Source organism: Sphingomonas sp. AP4-R1, assembly GCF_013113735.1.
Classification (GTDB): domain Bacteria; phylum Pseudomonadota; class Alphaproteobacteria; order Sphingomonadales; family Sphingomonadaceae; genus Sphingomonas_I.
On sequence record NZ_CP053346.1, the window covers coordinates 1,089,159 to 1,110,497 of the forward strand.

Genomic DNA, 21,339 nt, shown 5'->3' on the forward strand with positions numbered 1-21,339 from the left:
GCCACTTGTTGGCAAGAGATTCGATGAGCCTCGGTGGGCGCATTTTAGGATTACACAACAAAATCAATAAAATGAGGAATTGGCACGCCTTCTGCAAAGCATTGTCCGACACCGGAACACGGTGTGCCAATGTTCAAGGTGGGAGTTTTTGCGATGTCTCTGTTCACAAACCCCAACGCCCAACGCCTCGCTTTTTCCGCTTTCGGCGCGATGGCTTTGACCGTCACCTGCGTCACCGCCGCGGTCGCCCCGGCCGGTGCCGCCACCGTGCCCGGCTCGATCGCGGCCTGGCAGGACAAGGTCGAAGACCAGATCGCCGGGCGCCGGGATAGCTTCTCGCTCAAGATGGACGCGGGCAAGCGCGCCGAGGCCGTCCTCGCCGTCCGCTTCACCCCGCAGGGCGACTATGCCGGTGCCGAGATCGCGCGTTCGTCCGGCAACCGGAAGGTCAATCGTCACGCGCTGCAGGTCGCGGGCTCGATCAAATATCCGCCGCTGCCCGAATCGGCGCTGGGTCGCCCGCAGACGGTGGCGATGCGCCTCTATTTCGGCCGCGCCGACAGCTTCCGTCAGCTCGACGAGATGCAGAGCGATCTGAAGAGCGTTCGCCTTGCCGATGCCGGCGGCATCGGCGGCACTCAGGTCACCGCCAAGTGACGGTGATGCCGGGGTCGGCCCTTTCCCCTAGGCCGGCCCCGGCGCTATCGTGGGGCGACTGGAAGACACGAACGACGCAGCCGCCGCGCGAGACTGGTTTCAAGGAGTATTTCATCATGGGCATCTTCTCCCGCACGCGCGACATCATCGCCGCGAACATGACCGATCTGCTCGATCGGGCGGAGGATCCCGCGAAGATGATCCGCATGATCATCCTCGAGATGGAGGAGACTCTGGTCGAGGTGCGCGCCTCCGCCGCGCGGCACATCGCCGATCAGAAGGAGATGCGCCGCCAGATCGCCAAGCTGGATCAGGTGCAGGACGGCTGGATCGACAAGGCCGAGCTGGCTCTGTCCAAGGGCCGCGAGGATCTGGCCAAGGCCGCGCTCGTCGAAAAGCAGAAGGCCGGCGATCTGGCCGATCAGCTGAAGGACGAGATCACCCAGATCGACGAGGCGCTTTCGGCCTGCGAGGCGGACATCGCCAAGCTGCAGAACAAGCTGCGCGAGGCCCGCACCCGCCAGAATTCGATCGCGACCCGCCTCGAATCGGCGCACAATCGCACCAGGCTGCGTGAGATGTATGCGGGCCAGAAGGTGGAGGAGGCGTTCAGCCGCTTCGACGTTCTCGAGCGCCGGGTCGATCTGGCCGAGGGCCGGGCCGATGCCGCCGGGCTGGGCGTGCAGAAGAGCCTGGAGGAAGAGATTGCCGAGCTGCGCTCCGCCGACAAGGTGGATGCCGAGCTGGAAGCGCTCAAGGCCCGCGCCCGCGCGCGCCTGAGCGATCAGGAGGGTTGAGATGGGCGATCTTCTGCCGGTTCTCATCTGCGGCATGCTCTTCATCGGGCTGCCCTGGCTGATCTTCCATTATGTCACCCAGTGGAAAAAGTCCGGCACGCTGCCGATCGAGGATGAGAAACTGCTCGATGAGCTGCACGATCTCGCCCGCCGCCTGGACGATCGCATGGCCACGATCGAGCGCATCGTCGCCGCCGACAATCCCCATTTCCGCCGTCCGGATACCGAGCGTCTGATGGACGATCGCGAGGACGATCATGTGTTCGATCGCATTGCGGAGCGCCGCCGCCAGCGCTGAGCCGCGCCCGGCCGCCCCCCCCAGACAGGAAAGGACCTCGAGATGACACCGAGCCGCACCAGCTTCTATCTCGACAAGAGCAACGGCAAGTTCCTGGGCGTCTGCTCCGGCATCGCCGATTATACGGGCATCGATCCGCTGCTGATCCGCGTCGGCTTCGTGCTGATCGGTTTCGCCACGGGCTTCATGGGCGGCGGCCAGCTGCTCGCTTATTTCCTCGTCGCCTGGCTGGCGAAGGATAAGCCGCGCGAATTCGAATATCAGGATCGCGAGGATCGCAAATTCTGGCAGGGCGTCCGCGCCCGGCCCGGCAATTCGGTGCGCGATGTGCGCGCCCGCTTCCGCGATATCGATCGCCGTCTGGCCGATGTGGAGACGCACGTGACCAGCCAGAATCGCCGCCTCGCGGACGAGATCGAGGCGCTGCGCTGATCGGCTGACGACAGAAGGGGGGACGTATCGTGAGTCAGCTGGCTCTTCTGATCCCGATCGCGGCGATCACCATCGGCCCGATCTCGTGGGTCGCGAACAACTGGATCCGCGCGCGGCACGGCTATGCCCCGCAGGACTATCGCCGCCGCCGCCATGGCGCGGCCGATCCGGAGGCCGAGCGCAAGGTTCTCCTGCTGTCGGACGAGAATGAGCGTCTGACGGGGCAGGTGCTGCGGCTGGAGGAAAGGATCGCGGTGCTGGAACGCATCGCCACCGATCCCGCGACCAGGCTGGAGCGCGAGATAGAACTTCTCCGCGACAGGCCGGCCCGTAACGAACTGGCCCATCGGGCAGAATAAGCATCAAGGGATTCGGCTCGCCCGGCGCGCCGATCGAGGGACTGAAACATGATCGAGTTCGCACCTTTTCTGATGGTCGTCGCCATCGTGGCGATCATTTCCTTCACCCGGCTCCAGCGCGCCCGCCTGAATGCGGGCGAGGGGCGGGGGCAGGGGGATGCCGATGCCCAGCGGCTGCAGGGCGAGATCCGCCAGTTGAAGGACCGGATCGCCGTGCTGGAGCGGATCGTCACCGATGGCGATCATGCCCGCGGGATCGCGCTGGAGCGCGAGATCGAGGCGCTGCGCGATGCGCGCGAGGGAGCGAAGCAATGACCGAGATACTGACGGAGGCTGTGATGACCGAGACCATGATGTCCGTCACCGTCGCGTTCGCCGCTCTGGCCGGCGTGATCGTCCTGGCGCTCGCCGGGCTGCGCGCCTGGCACGAATGGGTGGAGCTGCAGCGTTATGCGCTGTCCGGCGGCCGGCGCGAGAGCGAGGTGCCCGCGTCGGCGTCCCCCGCCGCCGCCCGGATCGAGCTGGCCGACCTGCGCGAACGAGTCCGCAAGCTGGAGGCGATCGCCGCTGGCGTCGATCTGTAGGCCGGGGGCAGGCGCGGGCGGCGATGATGGGGAGGGATTCCCAGCCTGCTCCTGAAAGAGGTCGCTGCCCATGGGGTCGCGTGCCGGATCCCGCCACTTCGGATCAGCAAAATTCAGGGATGGCCGTAACGATTCTGGAGATTGCCATCATATCCTTATAGGCTGGGTGCGTGGTTACCGTTCGCAACATCGTGGTCCTCACGGGCGCCGGGATTTCCGCCGAAAGCGGGCTTGCCACGTTCCGGGGGCCGGGGGGCTTATGGGAGGGCCACCGCGTGGAGGATATCTGCACCCCAGAGGCGCTGGATCGGGACGAAGCGCTGGTTCTGGGCTTCTATGATGCGCGTCGTCGCGGCCTCGCCCATGTCGCGCCCAATGCCGCGCATCGCGCGCTCGCGAAGCTGGAGGCCGAATGGCCCGGCAAGCTGCTGATCGTCACCCAGAATGTCGATGATCTGCACGAGCGCGCCGGCAGCCGGCGCCTGATTCACATGCATGGCGAGTTGCTTTCCGCGCTCTGCCGCGTCTGCGGGGAGCATACGGCATTTGCGGGCGACATGATCGGCGGCACGGTCTGCCCCTCCTGCTCCGCGCGCGATCGGCTTCGTCCCGACATCGTCTTCTTCGGCGAGATGCCCTATGAGATGGAGCCGATCGAACAGGCGCTGATCGCTTGCGATCTGTTCGTGTCGATCGGCACGTCCGGCGCGGTCTATCCGGCGGCGGGTTTTGTCCAGATCGCCAACGCCACCAACGCCTGGACGCTCGAACTCAACCTGGATCGCTCCGCCGGAAGCCACCATTTCGACGATGCCCGCTATGGCGCGGCCAGCCAGCTCGTTCCCGAATGGGTCGATTCGGTGCTGGCGATGGCGTGAGACCTCGCCGCGCCGAAACGGGGCGAGCCGGCTATCCGCGATGCCCCGCACGGCCCCATTTCAGCCATCATCCCTGTGCTACGTGACCGGGCATGACCTATCTCATGCTCGCCATCGTCGCCGAAGTTCTCGGCACCACCGCCATGAAGCAGTCGAACGGCTTCACGCAGCCGCTGTGGAGCGCGGCGACGATCGCCGGATACGGCGTGGCCTTCTACTTCCTGTCGATCACGCTGCGGACGATGCCGACCGGCATCGCTTATGCGATCTGGTCGGGCGTCGGGATCGTGCTGATCTCCGCCATCGCATGGGCCTTCCAGGGCCAGAAGCTGGATGCCGCGGCGATGCTGGGAATGGCGCTGATCATCTGCGGCGTCATCGTGATGAACGTCTTTTCGCGCGTGGCGGCGCACTGAACGAATAGGGCCGCGGCCGCTGCTCAAGGCTGGATCAGAGATCCTCGTCGTCATGCCGGGCCCGTTTCAGCATCCAGGCGCCGATGTGCCTCGTCGATGAGAGGGTGGGTTGTTGGACGCTGAGGCAGTCCATGGCGAGGGTCGCGGAAGGACGGTTGCTCGCCGCACCGGCAGGGGCTCGGCGCCATCGAAGCGCATTCCCGCCGACCCAAAACGAAAACGGGCCGGGATGCCCCAGCATCCCGGCCCGTCCACTCTCGCGTTGCCGCGAAACTGTATCGTGAATTAGTCGATGCGCGCGGTCGGCGCGTCGTAACGCACGTCGGTGTGATCGTAGCGGCCCGAGACCTTGCCGTTGACCAGCTTCAGGTCGAACGTGCGGCCCGAGCCCAGCTCCTTGCCGGTGATGCGGGTCACGCCGTTGTCGGCGGTGATGACGTTGGCTTCGTAGCGGATGCCGTCACGCTCGAACGAGAGCGGAGCAACCTGGGTCTGCGCGACGGCCGGAGCGGCGACGACGAGCGCGAGAGCGGGAAGAGCGAACTTGATCATGGCAGTCTCCATCGATTGGGTCTGCCTCTGCCTAGACGGTGATGTTGTTCTATATTGCGCTGCAAGAACTGCCCGGACCGGCCTCTTGCTGCAACTGCGAAGCTGGCGAGTCCGCTTGCACTTTCCGCAATTAAAAGCTGCGCTTTCTGCGCCCCCTTCCCGGGCAAAGCCGCTAAAGGGGCAGGATGCGCGTTCAGGCAAAGATATGCGGGCTTTCCACGGCCGATACGGTGACGGCGTCGTTGCGCGGTGGGGCCGCGTGGCTCGGCTTCGTGATGTTCCCGAAAAGCCCGAGGAATGTGACGCCCGATCAGGCGGCTGGATTGATCGCGCCCGTCCCCGCCGGAGTCGGCACGGTGGCGGTGCTGGTCGATCCCGACGACGATCTCGTTGCGCGCGCGATCGGGGCGGGCGTCACGGCGCTGCAACTCCACGGCCATGAGGCGCCGGAGCGTGTTGTTGCACTGCGGCATAGGTTCGGTGTCGAGATCTGGAAGGCGGTGCCGGTGCGGACGCGCGTCGATCTGGCGGGCGCGGCCGCCTTCCGGGGCGCCGCCGATCGCATCCTCTACGATGCCAAGACGCCAGACGGCGCCGCTTTGCCCGGCGGTATGGGGTTGCGCTTCGACTGGACTTTGCTGCACGGCTTCGATCATCCCTTGCCCTGGGCGCTCTCGGGCGGGCTGGATGCGGAGAATGTGGCCGATGCGGTGGGCGTCACCGGCGCCCGGCTGGTGGATGTCTCTTCGGGCGTGGAGCGCGCGCCCGGCCTCAAGGATGTGGACAAGATCGCCGCCTTCCTTCAAGCGACCGCCCGCCTATGACTCTTCCCAACAGCCTTCGCTCCCAGCCTGACGCGCAGGGAAATTTCGGTGACTATGGCGGCCGCTACGTCGCCGAGACGCTGATGCCGCTCATTCTGGAGCTGGATCGCGAATATCGTGCCGCCAAGGCCGATCCCGCCTTCCGCGCCGAGCTGGAAAGCCTCGCCAAACATTATGTCGGACGGCCCAGCCCGCTTTATTATGCGGAGCGCCTGACCGAGACGATCCGCGAGGGGGCCGCCCCCGGCATGGGCGCGAAGGTCTATCTGAAGCGCGAGGAACTGAACCACACCGGCGCGCACAAGATCAACAACTGCATCGGCCAGATCCTGCTCGCGCGCCGCATGGGCCGCACGCGCATCATCGCGGAAACGGGTGCGGGCTCGCACGGCGTCGCCACCGCCACGGTCTGCGCGCGCTTCGGTCTGAAGTGCGTCGTCTATATGGGCGCCAAGGATGTCGAACGACAGCAGCCGAACGTGTTCCGCATGAAGCTGCTGGGCGCCGAGGTGATTCCCGTCACCAACGGCGCGCAGACGCTGAAGGATGCGCTGAACGAGGCGCTGCGCGACTGGGTCGCCAATGTCGACGACACCTTCTACCTGATCGGCACGGTGGCGGGCCCGCATCCCTATCCGGAGCTGGTGCGCGATTTCCAGTCGGTGATCGGCACGGAAGCCCGCGCCCAGATCCTCGAGATGGAAGGGCGCCTGCCCGATCTGCTCGTGGCGGCGGTGGGCGGCGGATCGAATGCGATCGGTCTGTTCCATCCCTTCCTCGACGATGCCGAGGTGGCGATGCTCGGCGTCGAGGCGGCGGGCCACGGAATGGACACGGACAAGCATGCCGCCAGTATCGGCGGCGGCAGCCCCGGCGTGCTGCACGGCAACCGCACCTATCTGCTGCAGGATGACGACGGCCAGATCATCGAGGCGCATTCGGTGTCTGCCGGGCTCGATTATCCCGGCATCGGGCCGGAGCATGCCTGGCTCAACGATATCGGCCGCGTCTCCTATGAGGGCGTGACGGACCAGGAGGCGATCGATGCCTTCACCCTGCTGACCCGCGTGGAGGGCATCATCCCCGCGCTGGAAAGCGCCCATGCGCTCGCCGCCGTGCCCGCCAAGGCGCGCGCGATGCGCGAGGACCAGATCGTCGTCGTCAACCTCTCCGGTCGCGGCGACAAGGACATGGCGACGGTCGCCGCCTCGCTGGGGGTGACGATATGAGCCGTGCTGACCAAGGGGACCACGATTTCCCGTTCGTCCTGAGCGAAGTCGAAGGACGTGCTCCGGGCGATTCGTGTGCAGCCCATGCTTCGACTGCGCTCAGCACGAACGGCGTGGCTGGGACCAGCGTGAACGGAGGCCGGGCATGAGCAATCGCATCGCCACCGCCTTCGCCCGTGCGCGCTCCGAAGGCCGCGCCGCGCTCGTCACCTTCGTCACCGGGGGCGATCCGTCGCTCGCCGCCACGCCCGCCATCCTCGATGCGCTGGTCGCGGGCGGAGCGGACCTGATCGAGTTGGGCCTGCCCTTCACTGATCCGATGGCGGACGGTCCCGCGATCCAGCGCGCCAACCTGCGCGCGCTGGAGGCGGGCGCCACCAGCGCCACCATCATGGCCATCGCGCGTGATTTCCGCGCGCGTCATCCCCATGTGCCGCTCGTGCTGATGGGCTATGCCAATCCGATGCTGCGCCGGGGCGCCGATGCGTTCGCCGCCTCCTGCGTGGACGCGGGCGTGGACGGCGTGATCTGCGTCGATATTCCGGCCGAGCAGGATGTGGCGATGGGCCCGGCGCTGCGCGCGGCGGACGTCGCGTTCGTCCGCCTCGCCACGCCCACTACCGATGCCGCGCGGCTTCCCGCCGTGCTGGAGGGGGCCGCGGGCTTCCTCTATTATGTCTCGGTCGCCGGCATCACCGGCAGCCAGCAGGCGGCGCAGGCCAGCATCGAGCAGGCGGTGGCTCGCCTGAAAGCGGCGACCGATCTGCCCGTCGCGGTCGGCTTCGGCGTCCGCACACCCGAACAGGCCGCGGCGATCGGCCGCGTGGCCGACGGCGTCGTCGTCGGCTCCGCGATCGTCGAGGCCATCGCCGCTGCGGCGGAGGCGGGCGCAGATCCCGCCGCTGCCGCGCGCACCATCGTGGCCGGGCTCTCCGCAGCCCTGGCCGGAACCAAGGAGGAGCAGCCCGCATGAGCTGGCTCGATCGCGTCCGCACCGCCGTCCCCTTCCTTCAGAAGAAGGAGACGCCCGACAATCTCTGGCACAAATGCCCCGCGTGCGGGACGATGGTGTTCACGAAGGAATATGAGGACAATCAGTCCGTCTGCCCGAAGTGTGATCATCATGGTCGCATCGGCCCGGATGCGCGCTTCGACGAGATTTTTGATAGTGGCGTCTATGTGCCGCTACCCAATCCGCAGGTGCGCGAAGATCCGCTGAAATTCCGCGATTCGAAGAAATATGTCGATCGCCTGAAAGCCGCGCGCACCGCGACCGGCGAGGGCGACGCGCTCGTCAATGCCAGCGGCCGGATCGAGGGGATGAAGGCGATCGTCGGCGTCCAGGATTTCGCCTTCATGGGCGGATCGATGGGCCTCGCCGTGGGCGCGGCCTTCGTCGTCGGGGTCGAGGCCGCGATCGCCGAGCAATGCCCCTACATCATCTTCACGGCCGCCGGCGGCGCGCGCATGCAGGAGGGCATTCTCAGCCTGATGCAGATGCCCAAGACCACCGTGGCGATCCAGAAGCTGCGCGAGGCGGGCCTGCCCTATATCGTGGTGATGACCGATCCCACCACCGGCGGCGTCACCGCCAGCTATGCGATGCTGGGCGACGTGCAGATCGCCGAGCCGGGCGCCCTGATCGGTTTCGCCGGCCAGCGCGTGATCGAATCGACGATCCGCGAGAAGCTGCCCGATGGCTTCCAGCGCGCCGAATATCTGCTGGCGCACGGGATGCTCGACATGGTCGTCCATCGCCACAAGCTGCGCGCCGAGCTGGCCCGCCTGATCGGCTATCTCTGCGGGGACAAGGCCGCTGCCTGAGCAGGGTTTGCGCTGATGGCCGATCATGCCGTCTCGTCCGATCCGGCCGTGCAGGCGCAGCTCGATCGGCTGTCCCTGCTGTCGCCGGGGGCGGATATTCTCGGGCTGGAGCGGATCAGCGCGCTGCTGCGGCGGCTCGGCAATCCGCACCATGATCTGCCGCCGGTCTTCCATGTCGCGGGTACGAACGGGAAGGGCTCCACCTGCGCCTTTCTGCGCGCCGCGTTGGAGGCTGCGGGCCACAAGGTCCATGCTTATACGAGCCCGCATCTCGTCCGCTTCAACGAGCGGATCCGCATCGCCGGCAGCCTGATCGAGGATGCGCTGCTGGCCGAATTGCTGGCCGAGGTGCTGGATGTCGGTGCCGATGTCGGCGCCAGTTTCTTCGAGGTGACGACCGCCGCCGCGTTCCTCGCCTTCGCGCGCACGCCGGCCGATGCCTGCGTGATCGAGGTGGGGCTGGGCGGCCGGTTGGATGCGACCAATGTGATCGAACGCCCGCTGATCTGCGGCATCGCGCAGCTCGGCCTCGATCATCAGCAGTTTCTGGGTGACCGGATCGAGGATATCGCGGCCGAGAAGGCCGGGATCGCCAAGGCCGGAGCGCCGCTCGTCACGCAGCATTATTCCGCCCGCATCGCGGCGCCCATCGCGCGCGCGGCGGCCGCCGTGAACGCGCCGTGGCTGGCGGCGGGCGCAGCCTGGTCGGTCGATGGCACGCGCGGGCGGCTCGACTATCGCGATCTGATCGGCCCGCTCGATCTGCCGCTGCCGCGCCTGCCCGGCGGGCATCAGGCCGACAATGCCGGGCTCGCGATCGCGATGCTGCGTCATCAGGACGCGCTGGCCGTGCCGCCCGCCGCTCTGCGCGCGGCGATGGGCTGGGCCGAATGGCCCGCGCGGCTCCAGCGGCTCGATCGCGGGCCACTGCCCGCTCTGCTCGCGCCGGGCAGCGAATTGTGGCTGGATGGCGGGCACAACCCCGCCGCCGCGCGCGTGATCGCCGAATATTTCCGGCTGCGCGTCGCGCCGGGCCGGCGCTTCCATATCCTGCTCGGCATGCTGGAGAATAAGGATCTGGAAGGCTTTCTCGAGCCTTTCGCCGGCAGCGGCGCGATCATCCATCCACTGCCCATAGCCGGCCATGCCTGCCACGCCCCCGCCGCCATCGCCGCCGCGGCCAACCAGGCCGGCCTCGCCGCACGCGCGGCCGGCGGGATCGAAGCCGCGCTGTCGGCGGTCGCGGCAGAGCGGGACGATCCCCCTCCGATCGTCCTTGTCGGCGGCTCGCTCTATCTCGCGGGCACTCTGCTCGCGGCGAACGGTACGCCGCCCGTCTGATCTCGCTCTTATTGCGATTGACTTGCAATAGCGTGAGTGCCAGCATCCCTCCCGTCCAGAAGGAGTGTATGATGCAGAAGAGCTCGCAGGCGGCGAACATGCTGCCCTTCACGGTGCCGGAAAGCGCCTATGCGCGGCTGTTGCTCTATTCGGTGCGGCGGATGGCGGCGGGTGGCCTGGACGATGCGTTCGCCGCGCAGGCGCTGATCGGCGGGTTCGGCATCAATTTCCGCCGCCCGCTGGTGCTGTTGCGTGCGTTCATGGGCGAATCGGCACGGATCGCGGGCAAGAAGCTGATGGTGGCGCCCTGCTGCTGCGGTCGGATGACGGGGGACGAACGCGCCTTGATTTCGGCGGTGGCGCTGGCGCAGGATCATCCAGACCTCGCGCATGACGCCCTCGCCGAAACGCTCGCTGTGCCCTCCTGCCTCGGTCTGTTGACCAGCGCGCAGGCGGTGGCGGCCAGCTTCGCCGATCTCGGCATGCCGCTGTCGCCTCTTTTGGAAAGCTGATCCCACGCGCCTGCGCTTCTCCCGCGATCCCGGCCGGCCGTTGACGGAGGGCGAGAGGGCGCTGGCGGCGCAGGCGTTCGGATCGACGCTCGATCCTGCGCGCGCACGAATCCACCGCGCGCGCTGGTGGCCATTCCAGCCACGCAATGTCGTGATGGCGCCCGATGGCGACATCTGGGTGCCGCCCGACGATGCGCTCTGGCGCGAGGATTATGCGACCGCCGAATGGAATGTGCGGGCTCTGTTCGTGCACGAACTTACCCACGTCTGGCAGCATCAAAGCGGCCTCTTTCTGCCGCTGCGGCGTCATCCCTTCTGCCGCTACACCTACGATCTCGTCCCCGGCCGCCCGCTGGAGGCTTATGGCATCGAGCAGCAGGCGATGATCGTCCAGCATGGCTGGTGGCGTCGCGCCCACGGGGAGGAACTGGGACCCTATCGGGGCCTGCTGCCGGCGACGCGGGGCGGGAAGCGCTGAGGTTTCTTCATCCTCCCCATCGCAGATGGGGAGGGGGACCGTGGAGGGGCGTTGCCACACGCCCGAGGATGGCAGCGACGATGCACGGAAGATCCGCCATCGCGTCCCGCGCGGAAAAGCGCAGTACATCGATCCCTTGCTCAGCCAGCCAGCGATCACGCGCCTCGTCCCGCGCAGGACGATCACCCATGTCGTGAGCGATGCCGTCGATCTCGATCGCCAGCTTCCCGTGTGGGCAGTAGAAATCGAGTATGAAGAGCCCGATTGGATGCTGTCGGCGAAAGCGGTAGCCGCCGGGTCGTGATCGCAGAGCCGCCCAGAGGCGAACCTCTGGGGCTGTCATTGCCCTGCGAAGCTGTCGTGCTTTCTCCACCGTCCGGCGTGGCGCCATTCCCCTCCACCACGCTGCGCGTGGTCCCCCTCCCCATGCAAGCATGGGGAGGATGCAGGGCGCGGCCTGCCGAAACAAGCCTACCGAAGAACAGAACCGCAGCCCTCAGGCCGAACGCCTCGCATCCTCCGCCAGCGCCAGCGCCAGCGTGTCGCGGATCGCGCGCAGGGGAGATGCGGGGGCAATCGGGGCGCCCGGTCCCTTGCGCGCCTCGTCGGTCAGCTGCTTCTGCACGCCCTTGATCGTATAGCCGTCGCGGTTGAGCAGATCGTGGATGCGCTGCACCAGAGCCACGTCGGCGGGCCGATAATAGCGGCGGTTGCCCGCGCGCTGCAGCGGCTTCAGCTGCGGAAAGCGCGTTTCCCAATAGCGCAGGATATGCTGGGGCAGGCCGAGCAGGTCCGCCACCTCGCTGATCGTGCGGAATGCGCTGTCGGGCTTGCCGCCGTCCGCCATCGTCTCGCGATCAGCCCGCTTCGACGATGCGTTCGCGCATCGACTGGCTGGCGCGGAAGGTCAGCACGCGGCGCGGCGCGATCGGCACTTCGATGCCCGTCTTGGGATTGCGGCCCACGCGCTGCGCCTTGTCGCGCAGCACGAACGTGCCGAAACCGGAAATCTTGACGTTCTCGCCCCGGTCCATCGCGCCGCAGAGGTGGCCCAGCAGGTCCTCGACGATCTCGGCGCAGGCGGCCCGGGACAGGCCGATATTCTCATGAACGATTTCAGACAGATCGGCGCGCGTCAAAGTCCCCGAATCGAGCATCTCTTCCCCCCAATATCTGGTCGGCTGTTCTAAACCGCATTGCGCGCTCGCAGCAAGTTGAGCGATGCGCGCTAAGCGGCTGTTTGAGAATGCGGCTTTGGCGGATAACCGCGCCTGCCGGTTCGCCGCGCCGTCAGAAGCGGACGGCGGCGGCGCCCCAGGTGAAGCCGCCGCCCATCGCTTCCAGCACGATCACGTCGCCGCGCCGGATGCGCCCGTCGCGTACCGCCGTATCCAGCGCCAGCGGCACCGATGCGGCGGAGGTGTTCGCATGCTCGTCGACGGTGATGATCACCTTCTCCGGCGCCAGGCCCAGCTTGCGCGCGGTGGCGTCCAGAATGCGGCGATTGGCCTGATGCGGTACCAGCCAGTCGATCGCGTCGACGCCGAGCCCGGCCTTGTCGAGCGCTTCGCCCAGCACGGCCGCGAGATTCACCACGGCGTGGCGAAACACTTCCTGCCCCTTCATACGGAGCTTGCCGACCGTGCCCGTCGTGGAAGGGCCGCCATCGACATAGAGCAGCTGGTTATGCTGCCCGTCGGCATGGAGCGCGACGGAAAGGATGCCGCGATCCTCGCTGTCCTCGGCTGCCAGCACCACGGCGCCCGCGCCATCGCCGAACAGGACGCAGGTGGTGCGGTCGTCCCAGTCGAGGATCCGGCTGAACGTCTCCGCACCGATCACCAGAGCGGTGCGCGCGCTGCCCGCGCGAATCATGCTTTCCGCCACCGAAACGGCATAGAGAAAGCCCGAGCAGACAGCGGCGACGTCGAAGGAGACGCAGTCCGCAATGCCCAGCATATGCTGGATGCGCGTGGCGGAGGCGGGAAAGGTCTGGTCGGGCGTGGCGGTCGCCAGCACGATCAGGTCGACGGCGGAAGCCTCGATCCCGGCGGCGGCCAGCGCGTTGCGCGCGGCTTCGGCGCCCAAAGTGGAGGTCGTCTCGCCGTCGCCGGCGATATGGCGGGCGCGGATGCCGGTGCGCGCGACGATCCACTCGTCGGACGTATCGACCGTCTCTGCCAGCTCGTCGTTGGTCACCCGGCGTTTGGGAAGGGCGGAGCCCGTTCCGGCAATCACGGCACGAAGCGTCATGCGGCGCTGTCTACGGTCGGCTGCCTGGTTTCCGCAAGGTCTTCCGCGATTCTGTCGGTGATCCGTGCGCGGGCGAGCTTGGCCGCCACGCCGATCGCATTGGCGAAGCCGACGGCGGAGGCACTGCCGTGGCTCTTCACCACCGTACCGGTTAGGCCGAGGAAGACCGCGCCGTTGCGCGTGTTGGGATCCAGCCCCTGGCGCAGCAGCGTGATCGCCGGGCGCGAGAGCAGGAAGCCGAATTTGGAGCGGAGCGAGCTGGTGAAGGCGCGGCGGATCAGGTCACCGATGAAGGTGGCGGTGCCCTCGGCCGTCTTCAGCGCGATATTGCCGGAAAAGCCGTCGGAGACGATCACGTCGGCTTCGCCCCGGCCCAGCGCATTGGCCTCGATGAAGCCGTCGAATCGCAGGGGCAGGTGCGGGGCGCTGCGGATCAGGGCGGCGGCGTCGCGAACGGCATCCGTGCCCTTCATCTCCTCGGTGCCGATATTGAGGAGGCGCACCTTCGGCTCGGCGATGTCGTGGACGATGCGCGAATAGGCCGCGCCCATGATCGCGAATTCGAACAGGTTGCGCGCGTCGCACTCGGTATTGGCGCCGAGGTCCAGCATCACGAGATCGTGCGCGCCGAGGGTGGGCAGCAGGGCCGCCAGCGCGGGCCGGTCGATGCCGGATATGGTGCGGAGCGCGACCTTCGCGGTCGCCATCAGCGCACCGGTATTGCCGGCCGATACGGCGGCGTCGGCGGTGCCGTCCTTCACGGCGGCGATGGCGAGGCCCATCGAGGTCTTCTTCGCGCGGCGCAGCGCGACGCTCGGCTTTTCCTCGCCCGAGACGATTTCGGGCGCGTGCGAAATCGCGATTCGTCCGGCTGCGGCCTTGGCGCGCGCCACCAGCGGCGTGAGGACAGCCTCGTCGCCGAACAACGTGAACGAAAGCGCGGGATCGTGGCGCAGAGCATGGACTACGCCGGCGACTGTCGTCTCCGGCCCAACATCTCCGCCCATCGCGTCAATCGCGAGATGCGGTGCCCCACTCACCCCAGACTCTATCCTTAAACGATCCAGCCCGAACGATCGGTTCAGGCGCTGACCGGAAGGATCTCGCGCCCGTTATAGTGGCCGCAATGGCCGCACAGCATATGCGGCTGCTTCAGCTCGCCGCAGTTCGAGCATTCCTGGAACGCTTCGGCCTGCAGCGCGTGGTGGCTGCGGCGCATGTTACGCCGCGAAGGCGAGGTTTTTCTCTTGGGGACGGCCATCTCGGCACCTGTTCTGCAGAGGTCAAAAAAATGCGCGACGGGCCAATAGCTTTTGCCACCCACGAACCACTGGTTCGGGGAGGGCTTGGGCCCGGCTCGTCGCGAACGGAGCCGCCCTATAGCGATTTCGGCCCGCGTTGCAAGTCGATGACTCAGCCCGCTATGGGGTCCGATATGGCGGTCTGGCCCTGATAGGCCGCCCAAAAGGGGATCAAAAGATGGTGTTGCCGATCACGACCACGATGGCGGGCGCCGCCACCATCCTCAATCTGTGGCTGGCGATTCGCTGCAGCCAGGTGCGCGTGCAGGGCAAGATCAATGTCGGTGACGGCGGCAATCCGCAGATGCTGGCGCGCGGCCGGGCGCATGCCAATTTCGTCGAATATGCGCCCTTCTTCCTGATCCTGCTCGGCCTGATCGAATATGCGCGCGGGCCCGAATCGTGGCTGTGGGGCGTCTCGGTGCTGTTCATCGTCGCGCGCATCGCCCATCCGCTCGGCATGGAGCAGCCGGCACCCAGCAGGCTGCGCGCCGGCGGCATCATGGTCACGTGGCTGATCCTGCTGATTCTCGCGGGCTACGCGCTGTACCTGCCCTACGCGATGCCGCGCTGAGTCAGATCGTCATGCCAGCGAAAGCTGGCATCGCGTGCAGTAGAGCGATCGGCGGGCTTCGAGCGACCCCGGCCTTCGCTGGGGCGACGGATAACGTCAGCCCCCCGCCAGCACCGTGTCCGCCACGAACGGGTTGCTCTTCCGCTCGTGGCCGAAGTTGGACATCGGGCCGTGGCCGGGGATGAAGGCGGTGGCGTCACCCAGCGGCCACAGCTTGGTGGTGATCGCGTCGAGCAGATCCTGATGATTGCCGCGCGGAAAGTCCGTGCGCCCGATCGATCCCTGGAACAGCACGTCGCCCACGATCGCCAGCTGGGAGGGCGCGTGGTGGAACACGACATGGCCGGGCGTGTGGCCGGGGCAGTGATAGACGTCCAGCACCAGCTCGCCCACCGTCACCTGATCGCCATCCTCCAGCCAGCGATCCGGCTCGAACGGCTTCCCCTCGATCCCGTATTTGCGGCCGTCATCGTCGAGGCGGGAGATCCAGAAGCGGTCCTCCTCCTGCGGTCCCTCGATCGGCACGCCCAGTTCCTTGGCGAGCACGGCCGTGCCGCCACAGTGATCGATATGGCCATGCGTCACGAGCAGCTTCTCGATCGTCACCCCCGCCTGCGCCGCCGCCGCCTTCAGCCGCGGCAGATCGCCGCCCGCATCGACGAAGGCACCCTTCATCGTCTTCGTACACCAGATCAGCGAGCAATTCTGCTGAAGCGGGGTGACGGGCACGATCGCGGCGCGGAGCGGGGGCTGGCTGGTCATGCCCGCCGAAATGAGGCCGAAGCCGGGGAAGGGCAAGCCGCCGGTGCGCTTTCGGGATTTTGCCGCTGCGGCGGGGCGGCGTAAGGGCACGGCAAATGCCGCCAAAACCGCCCTTTCTGCTGCTCGACGATGCCCGTCCGGGCGGTCGTCGCCTGCTCTATCGCGATCCGGTCGAGATCGTCGTCGCCCATCGACCGGACGAGGTGCGCCCCGCGCTGGAGCGGCTCCGCGCGCTGACGGCGGCGGGCTATCATGTCGCGGGCACGCTCAGCTATGAAGCGGGCCTCGCGCTTGACGATCGCCTTGCGCCGCTCGCCCGGCCGGGCCAGCCCCTCCTCTGGTTCGGTGCCTTTCCGGAACCCGAACAGCTGGGCGATCGGGCGTTCCAGCTCGATCCGGCCGGGGCGTGCACGGGCGAACCCGAGCCGCTCGTCACGCGCGAGGACTATCATGCCGCCGTGGACGAGATGCAGCGCCTGATCGCGGCGGGCGACATCTATCAGGCCAATCTCTCCTTCCGCGCGCGCCTGCCCGTCTTCGGCTCTCCGCTTGCGCTCTATGCCCGGCTGCGCGCCGCCGCCGGGGCGGGCTGGGGCGCGCTCCTCGCGGACGGCGAGCGCTGGCTGCTCTCCTTTTCGCCCGAAATGTTCTTCACGCTGTCGGGCAACCGGCTGGCCGCCCGCCCGATGAAGGGCACCAGCCGGCGCGGCGTCGATCCGGCCGAGGATGATGCGCTCGCCGCGGCGCTCGCCGCCGATCCCAAGCAGCGCGCCGAAAACCTCATGATCGTCGATCTGATGCGCAACGATCTCGCCCGCGTCGCCGCGCCCGGCAGCGTGCGCGTGCCCGAGCTGTTCGCGCTTGAGCGCTACCCCACCGTGCTGCAGATGGTGAGCCAGGTGGAGGCTGATCTGGCACCGGACCGCGACGCGATCGACGTGCTATCGGCACTCTTCCCGTGCGGATCGATCACGGGTGCCCCGAAGCTGCGCGCGATGGAGGCGATCGCGGCGGTGGAGCAGGGGCCGCGTCGGGCCTATACCGGCGCGATCGGCGCAATGTCGCCGGATGGCGATGCGATGTTCAGCGTCGCCATCCGGACGATCGAGTGGGAGGAGGGGGCGCATGAGGCACGGCTGGGGCTGGGATCGGCCATCGTCGCGGATTCGACGGCGGAGGCCGAATGGGCCGAATGCCTGCAGAAGGCCGCGTTCGTGAGTGCGGGCCTCCCCACCTTCGATCTGATCGAGACGTTGCGCTTCGATCCGGATGAAGGCCTGCCCGATCTGGAGCGTCACGTCGCGCGGCTGAAGGCGAGCGCGCTGGAGCTGGGTTTCACGATCGATCGCCACGCGCTTCGCAACGATGTCCACGCCGCCACCTTCCGTCGCACCGTGGAAAGCCGGGTACGGATCCGCGTGTCGCGCGGCGGCGCGGTGGCGATCGAGGTGATGGCGATGCCCGCCAGGCTGCAGGGCGAGGCCAAGGTCGCCATTCGCCCGTTGCCGGTCGATCCGTCCGACATCCGCCTGCGCCACAAGACCAGCGATCGGGGTTTCTATCGCGAGGCGCGCGCCGCGGCCGGGCGATTCGAGGTGCTGTTCCTCCATCCCTCGGGCCAGATCACCGAAGGCAGCTTCACCAGCCTGTTCGTGCCCGATCGCGACGGCCGCCTGCGGACGCCACCGCTCGCGCTGGGTCTGCTCCCCGGCGTGCTGCGCGCGCGCCTGATCGAGGAAGGGCAGGCCTATGAGGACGAGGTGCGCGAGGCGGATCTGGCGGGCGGTTTCTTTCTCGGCAACGCGCTCCGGGGATTGATTCCGTCGCGTTTGGCCTGATCGGCGCATAGTGGTTGCGATGGCGGCGCGCCGCCCTCTATAGGCGCACCGCCTCTTCCCTAGCGCAGGATGTGATCCATGCCCTTCCTTTCGGCCGCCCTCGGCCGCATTTCGCCGTCTCCCACGCTCGCGATGACGTCGCGCACGCTCGAGCTTCAGGCGAAGGGCATCAAGGTCATCGGCCTCGCGGCGGGCGAGCCGGATTTCGATACGCCGGATTTCGTGAAGGACGCCGCGATCGAGGCGATCCGCGCGGGCAAGACCAAATATACCAATGTCGATGGCACGCCTGAGCTGAAGGCCGCGATCGTCGCCAAATTCGCCCGTGAGAACGGCCTGAGCTATGACCCGTCGCAGATCAGCGTGAATTCGGGCGGCAAGCACACACTCTTCAACGCGCTGGTCGCCACGGTCGAGGCGGGCGACGAGGTGATCGTGCCCGCGCCTTACTGGGTTTCCTATCCCGATATCGTCCAGTTCGCGGGCGGCACGCCGGTCTTCATCCGGGCGGGTGCCGCGCAGGGCTACAAGATCCTGCCCGAGCAGCTGGATGCGGCGATCACGCCGAAGACCAAGTGGGTGATCCTGAACTCGCCGTCCAACCCGACGGGCGCGGCCTATACCGAAGCCGAGCTGAAGGCGCTGGGCGAGGTGCTGGTGCGCCACCCGCACGTCTGGATCCTGAACGACGATATGTACGAGCATATCGTCTATGGCGATTTCCGGTTCACCACGATCGCGCAGGTCGTGCCGGAACTGTATGAGCGCACGCTGACGGTGAACGGCTGCTCGAAGGCCTATTCGATGACCGGCTGGCGCATCGGCTATGCCGGCGGCCCGGTGCAGCTCATCAAGGCGATGTCGAAGCTGCAGTCGCAATCGACGTCGAACCCGTCGTCGATCAGCCAGGCGGCCGCTGTCGCCGCGCTCAACGGCCCGCAGGATTTCCTCGCCGATCGCAACGCCGCCTTCCAGCGCCGCCGCGATCTGGTCGTCCGCATGCTGAACGACGTGGAGGGCATCCACTGCCCGACGCCGGACGGCGCCTTCTACGTCTATCCGGACGTGTCGGGCCTGATCGGCAAGGCGACGCCGAAGGGCGTGAAGATCGAGAATGATTCCGCGCTGATCGACTATTTCCTCGATGAAGCGCGCGTCGCCGCCGTTCCCGGCGTGGCCTTCGGCCTCGAGCCCTGCTTCCGCGTGAGCTACGCCATGTCGGAAGAGGCGCTCACCGACGCCTGCACCCGCATCCAGGAAGCCTGCGCGGCCCTGCGCTAAGATCCTCCGCTACTCCCGCGAACGCGGGAGCCCAGGGCTAAAGGCGGTTCATTCGCGGCTCTGGGCTCCTCCGTTCGCAGGAGCACGGGGCGCCATCATGGCCTCCTTCAAGGCCGATCTGTAACCATCCATACTGCGCCTCCGTATCGGGAATTAGTCCCTACGGAGAGTCGCCATGTCGTCTTTCGCTTCCCGCATTCTCGCCGGCGTCGCCGCCCTCGGGCTCGGCTATGCTCTGGTCGGCGGGACATCCAGCCTCGCCGCCGAAACCGCGATCAACGCGCCGGCGCCCGCCATCACCGCCCCCGCCACCGGCACCAGCGAGACGGCGATGTTCGCCGGCGGCTGCTTCTGGGGCGTGCAGGGCGTGTTCCAGCATGTGAAGGGCGTGAAGTCGGCGCTGTCCGGCTATACGGGCGGCAGCCTGCGCGGGCCGAACTATGAGCGCGTTTCCGAAGGCGACACTGGCCATGCCGAATCGGTGAAGGTGGTCTTCGATCCCCGCGTCGTCAGCTATGCCGATCTGCTGCGCGTCTATTTCTCGGTCATCACCGATCCCACCCAGTTGAACCGGCAGGGTCCCGATACGGGCACGCAATATCGCTCGGCGCTGTTTCCCACCTCGCCAGAGCAGCAGAAGGTGGCCGAGGCCTATCTCGCCCAGCTCCGTCTGGCGAGGCTGTGGCAGCGGCCGATCGTGACGCGGATCGAAAAGGCGCAGGCCTTCTATCCGGCCGAGGGCTATCATCAGGATTATCTGACGCTGCACCCGGACGCGGGCTATATCCGCTACAATGATCTGCCCAAGGTGGCGGCGCTGAAGCGGCTCTATCCGCAATTCTGGCGCGAGAAGCCGGTGCTGGTGCGCGGCTGATCCCTCCCCACCGTTTGTGCTGAGCCTGTCGAAGCACCGTCCTTCTCTCTGCCCCCTCGCAAGCAGAAAGAAGGGCAGTGCTTCGACAGGCTCAGCACGAGCGGGGAAAAGGAGCGTTTGGGGGGAGCGCTGATCGCTCTTTCGTACATCGCCAGCCTTCGTCAGGCTCGCACTACAACAGCGCCCCTCCCGTTTCGCCTTGGCCACAGCGGCGAAAATCGTCGAGTCACGCCGCCAGCGGGAACCTCAGCAGCCGATCCGCCAGCGGCACCAGCGCCTGCGCGCGGCCGCCGATCGCTTTCCGGATCACCGGATCATGCGCGTCGAGGCCGCCCGTCAGCGCGCCGAAGGCGGGCAGGATCAGCTTGGTCGCACTCGCCACGAAGCAGCGCCGCGCCACATGCCGCCCGCGCACGCTCAGCCGCAGCTTGGGGTGGAAATGGCCGGAAAGCTCGGGCCGCGTCTCGGCCGGATCGGCTTCGTGCGTCAGGAACAGGCCGTCGACGAACGCGTCGCCTATCACGGCGCCGCCGCAATGATCGGCCACGTCACGCGCGGCATGATCGTGATTGCCCGCGATCCAGTGCCAGCGGACCGATCCGGTCAGCGCGCGCAGCCGGGCCTTGTCCGCCTCCGGCATGCGCGCGCAGCCCTCCGCATCGTGGAAGCTGTCGCCCAGGCACCAGATTTCGGCGGGGTCTACGGTGGCCTTCAGCGCCTCCAGTTCGCCCAATGTTGCGGCGGTGTCGTAAGGCGGCAACATCTGGCCCGATCGCGCGAACCAGCTGGCTTTCTCGAAATGCAGATCGGCCACCAGCAACGCGCGCCGCGCCGGCCACCACAAGGCGCCGGAGGCGTGGGCGGCCAGCTCGACACCGCAGAACGAAAAGCGAACCATCGCCTGCCCATATCGTGGCGGGGCGCGCCCGCGCAACATTGGACTGGCGAAGATCGCTCCGAATCCCCACATGAAATGGGACGCGCGCTTTCCTTTCCGTGACTTCGGGGCTAAGGGGGCGCGATTTTTTTACGCCCTTATTCATTCGAGGTTTTGTTTGGCGAAGGAAGAACTGCTCGAGATGCGCGGCCAGGTGGTCGAGCTTCTGCCCAATGCGATGTTTCGCGTGCGGCTGGAGAATGACCATGAAATCCTGGGTCACACCGCCGGCAAGATGCGCAAGAACCGCATCCGCGTCCTCGTCGGAGACGAGGTGCTCGTCGAGCTGACGCCCTATGATCTGACCAAGGGTCGCATCACCTACCGCTTCAAATAAG

Annotated in this window: 30 protein-coding genes; 21 read left to right on the forward strand and 9 right to left on the reverse strand. The window is 67.1% G+C overall.

Going from position 1 to position 21,339, the window contains the following annotated elements; genetic code table 11:
* The first annotated feature begins 153 nt into the window (after nucleotides 1–153).
* From HL653_RS05295 to HL653_RS05335, 9 genes are all read left to right on the forward strand, one after another.
* Complete coding sequence (locus HL653_RS05295; protein WP_171743597.1) at nucleotides 154–657, forward strand: energy transducer TonB; 504 nt, start codon at nucleotides 154–156, stop codon at nucleotides 655–657.
* 116 nt (nucleotides 658–773) lie between these two features.
* The gene (pspA, locus tag HL653_RS05300) at nucleotides 774–1,454 is read left to right on the forward strand and encodes a phage shock protein PspA (RefSeq protein WP_171743598.1); all 681 of its coding nucleotides are present in this window, start codon (nucleotides 774–776) and stop codon (nucleotides 1,452–1,454) included.
* Nucleotide 1,455: 1 nt separating this feature from the next.
* Entirely contained in the window at nucleotides 1,456–1,752 is a 297-nt protein-coding gene (gene pspB, locus HL653_RS05305; RefSeq protein WP_171743599.1) for an envelope stress response membrane protein PspB, read from the forward strand.
* A gap of 42 nt (nucleotides 1,753–1,794) precedes the next feature.
* Nucleotides 1,795–2,184, forward strand: coding sequence for an envelope stress response membrane protein PspC (gene pspC, locus HL653_RS05310; RefSeq protein ID WP_171743600.1), 390 nt, complete (start codon nucleotides 1,795–1,797; stop codon nucleotides 2,182–2,184).
* 26 nt (nucleotides 2,185–2,210) lie between these two features.
* Nucleotides 2,211–2,543: a hypothetical protein gene (locus HL653_RS05315; RefSeq protein ID WP_171746791.1), complete on the forward strand. Its 333-nt coding sequence runs from the start codon at nucleotides 2,211–2,213 to the stop codon at nucleotides 2,541–2,543.
* Between the two features lie 48 nt (nucleotides 2,544–2,591).
* On the forward strand, nucleotides 2,592–2,858 hold the full coding sequence (locus HL653_RS05320) for a hypothetical protein (RefSeq protein ID WP_171743601.1): 267 nt from the start codon (nucleotides 2,592–2,594) through the stop codon (nucleotides 2,856–2,858).
* A 23-nt stretch (nucleotides 2,859–2,881) separates the two neighbouring features.
* On the forward strand, nucleotides 2,882–3,127 hold the full coding sequence (locus HL653_RS05325; RefSeq protein ID WP_171746792.1) for a hypothetical protein: 246 nt from the start codon (nucleotides 2,882–2,884) through the stop codon (nucleotides 3,125–3,127).
* Nucleotides 3,128–3,297: 170 nt separating this feature from the next.
* A complete protein-coding gene (locus HL653_RS05330) occupies nucleotides 3,298–4,005 on the forward strand; it encodes an NAD-dependent deacylase (protein ID WP_171743602.1) in 708 nt (235 codons plus the stop codon).
* A 92-nt stretch (nucleotides 4,006–4,097) separates the two neighbouring features.
* The gene (locus tag HL653_RS05335) at nucleotides 4,098–4,421 is read left to right on the forward strand and encodes a multidrug efflux SMR transporter (RefSeq protein ID WP_171743603.1); all 324 of its coding nucleotides are present in this window, start codon (nucleotides 4,098–4,100) and stop codon (nucleotides 4,419–4,421) included.
* A 285-nt stretch (nucleotides 4,422–4,706) separates the two neighbouring features.
* On the opposite strand, the gene HL653_RS05340 is transcribed toward HL653_RS05335, so the two are convergent.
* Complete coding sequence (locus tag HL653_RS05340; protein ID WP_171743604.1) at nucleotides 4,707–4,973, reverse strand: hypothetical protein; 267 nt, start codon at nucleotides 4,971–4,973, stop codon at nucleotides 4,707–4,709.
* 185 nt (nucleotides 4,974–5,158) lie between these two features.
* Between HL653_RS05340 and HL653_RS05345 the strand changes: the two genes are divergently transcribed.
* The 7 genes from HL653_RS05345 to HL653_RS05375 all read left to right on the forward strand — a co-directional run bounded on the left by HL653_RS05345 (nucleotide 5,159) and on the right by HL653_RS05375 (nucleotide 11,181).
* Nucleotides 5,159–5,797, forward strand: a complete 639-nt coding sequence (locus tag HL653_RS05345) for a phosphoribosylanthranilate isomerase (protein WP_171743605.1) — start codon at nucleotides 5,159–5,161, stop codon at nucleotides 5,795–5,797.
* Nucleotides 5,794–7,026 (forward strand): tryptophan synthase subunit beta, encoded by a 1,233-nt coding sequence (trpB, locus tag HL653_RS05350; protein WP_171743606.1) that lies wholly within the window; start codon nucleotides 5,794–5,796, stop codon nucleotides 7,024–7,026. Before HL653_RS05345 ends, trpB begins: the two co-directional genes overlap by 4 nt.
* A gap of 145 nt (nucleotides 7,027–7,171) precedes the next feature.
* Nucleotides 7,172–7,999: a tryptophan synthase subunit alpha gene (gene trpA / locus HL653_RS05355; protein WP_171743607.1), complete on the forward strand. Its 828-nt coding sequence runs from the start codon at nucleotides 7,172–7,174 to the stop codon at nucleotides 7,997–7,999.
* Nucleotides 7,996–8,850, forward strand: coding sequence for an acetyl-CoA carboxylase, carboxyltransferase subunit beta (gene accD / locus HL653_RS05360; RefSeq protein ID WP_171743608.1), 855 nt, complete (start codon nucleotides 7,996–7,998; stop codon nucleotides 8,848–8,850). Before trpA ends, accD begins: the two co-directional genes overlap by 4 nt.
* Before the next feature lie 15 nt (nucleotides 8,851–8,865).
* Nucleotides 8,866–10,191 carry a folylpolyglutamate synthase/dihydrofolate synthase family protein gene (locus HL653_RS05365; RefSeq protein WP_171743609.1) on the forward strand — a complete coding sequence of 442 codons (1,326 nt, stop codon included), beginning with the start codon at nucleotides 8,866–8,868 and terminating at the stop codon, nucleotides 10,189–10,191.
* Between the two features lie 68 nt (nucleotides 10,192–10,259).
* Nucleotides 10,260–10,703, forward strand: a complete 444-nt coding sequence (locus tag HL653_RS05370) for a DUF6628 family protein (RefSeq protein ID WP_253717570.1) — start codon at nucleotides 10,260–10,262, stop codon at nucleotides 10,701–10,703.
* A 40-nt stretch (nucleotides 10,704–10,743) separates the two neighbouring features.
* Nucleotides 10,744–11,181 (forward strand): vgr related protein, encoded by a 438-nt coding sequence (locus tag HL653_RS05375; protein ID WP_253717572.1) that lies wholly within the window; start codon nucleotides 10,744–10,746, stop codon nucleotides 11,179–11,181.
* A gap of 7 nt (nucleotides 11,182–11,188) precedes the next feature.
* Here HL653_RS05375 and HL653_RS05380 read toward each other — a convergent pair whose 3' ends face one another.
* The 6 genes from HL653_RS05380 to rpmF form a co-directional block, all read right to left on the reverse strand.
* Nucleotides 11,189–11,617 carry an endonuclease domain-containing protein gene (locus HL653_RS05380; RefSeq protein WP_367613592.1) on the reverse strand — a complete coding sequence of 143 codons (429 nt, stop codon included), beginning with the start codon at nucleotides 11,615–11,617 and terminating at the stop codon, nucleotides 11,189–11,191.
* Nucleotides 11,618–11,677: 60 nt separating this feature from the next.
* Nucleotides 11,678–12,028 (reverse strand): MerR family transcriptional regulator, encoded by a 351-nt coding sequence (locus HL653_RS05385; protein WP_171743611.1) that lies wholly within the window; start codon nucleotides 12,026–12,028, stop codon nucleotides 11,678–11,680.
* A 10-nt stretch (nucleotides 12,029–12,038) separates the two neighbouring features.
* Nucleotides 12,039–12,338, reverse strand: coding sequence for an integration host factor subunit alpha (locus HL653_RS05390; protein ID WP_171743612.1), 300 nt, complete (start codon nucleotides 12,336–12,338; stop codon nucleotides 12,039–12,041).
* 133 nt (nucleotides 12,339–12,471) lie between these two features.
* Nucleotides 12,472–13,434 (reverse strand): beta-ketoacyl-ACP synthase III, encoded by a 963-nt coding sequence (locus HL653_RS05395; RefSeq protein ID WP_171743613.1) that lies wholly within the window; start codon nucleotides 13,432–13,434, stop codon nucleotides 12,472–12,474.
* A complete protein-coding gene (gene plsX, locus HL653_RS05400; RefSeq protein ID WP_171743614.1) occupies nucleotides 13,431–14,474 on the reverse strand; it encodes a phosphate acyltransferase PlsX in 1,044 nt (347 codons plus the stop codon). Before plsX ends, HL653_RS05395 begins: the two co-directional genes overlap by 4 nt.
* Before the next feature lie 41 nt (nucleotides 14,475–14,515).
* The gene (rpmF, locus tag HL653_RS05405; RefSeq protein ID WP_171743615.1) at nucleotides 14,516–14,695 is read right to left on the reverse strand and encodes a 50S ribosomal protein L32; all 180 of its coding nucleotides are present in this window, start codon (nucleotides 14,693–14,695) and stop codon (nucleotides 14,516–14,518) included.
* 218 nt (nucleotides 14,696–14,913) lie between these two features.
* Here rpmF and HL653_RS05410 point away from each other — a divergent pair, with 218 nt between their 5' ends.
* On the forward strand, nucleotides 14,914–15,309 hold the full coding sequence (locus HL653_RS05410) for an MAPEG family protein (RefSeq protein ID WP_171743616.1): 396 nt from the start codon (nucleotides 14,914–14,916) through the stop codon (nucleotides 15,307–15,309).
* Between the two features lie 96 nt (nucleotides 15,310–15,405).
* Here the strand turns inward: HL653_RS05410 and HL653_RS05415 are convergent, their stop codons facing one another.
* On the reverse strand, nucleotides 15,406–16,071 hold the full coding sequence (locus HL653_RS05415; RefSeq protein WP_171746795.1) for an MBL fold metallo-hydrolase: 666 nt from the start codon (nucleotides 16,069–16,071) through the stop codon (nucleotides 15,406–15,408).
* Between the two features lie 95 nt (nucleotides 16,072–16,166).
* Here HL653_RS05415 and pabB point away from each other — a divergent pair, with 95 nt between their 5' ends.
* From pabB to msrA, 3 genes are all read left to right on the forward strand, one after another.
* Nucleotides 16,167–17,909, forward strand: coding sequence for an aminodeoxychorismate synthase component I (gene pabB, locus HL653_RS05420; RefSeq protein ID WP_171743617.1), 1,743 nt, complete (start codon nucleotides 16,167–16,169; stop codon nucleotides 17,907–17,909).
* Nucleotides 17,910–17,987: 78 nt separating this feature from the next.
* Nucleotides 17,988–19,190 carry a pyridoxal phosphate-dependent aminotransferase gene (locus HL653_RS05425; RefSeq protein ID WP_171743618.1) on the forward strand — a complete coding sequence of 401 codons (1,203 nt, stop codon included), beginning with the start codon at nucleotides 17,988–17,990 and terminating at the stop codon, nucleotides 19,188–19,190.
* 175 nt (nucleotides 19,191–19,365) lie between these two features.
* Entirely contained in the window at nucleotides 19,366–20,064 is a 699-nt protein-coding gene (gene msrA, locus HL653_RS05430; RefSeq protein WP_171743619.1) for a peptide-methionine (S)-S-oxide reductase MsrA, read from the forward strand.
* A gap of 226 nt (nucleotides 20,065–20,290) precedes the next feature.
* Here msrA and pdeM read toward each other — a convergent pair whose 3' ends face one another.
* Nucleotides 20,291–20,962, reverse strand: coding sequence for a ligase-associated DNA damage response endonuclease PdeM (gene pdeM / locus HL653_RS05435; protein ID WP_171743620.1), 672 nt, complete (start codon nucleotides 20,960–20,962; stop codon nucleotides 20,291–20,293).
* Nucleotides 20,963–21,119: 157 nt separating this feature from the next.
* Here pdeM and infA point away from each other — a divergent pair, with 157 nt between their 5' ends.
* Nucleotides 21,120–21,338, forward strand: a complete 219-nt coding sequence (infA, locus tag HL653_RS05440; RefSeq protein ID WP_003049127.1) for a translation initiation factor IF-1 — start codon at nucleotides 21,120–21,122, stop codon at nucleotides 21,336–21,338.
* The last annotated feature ends 1 nt before the right edge of the window (nucleotide 21,339 follow it).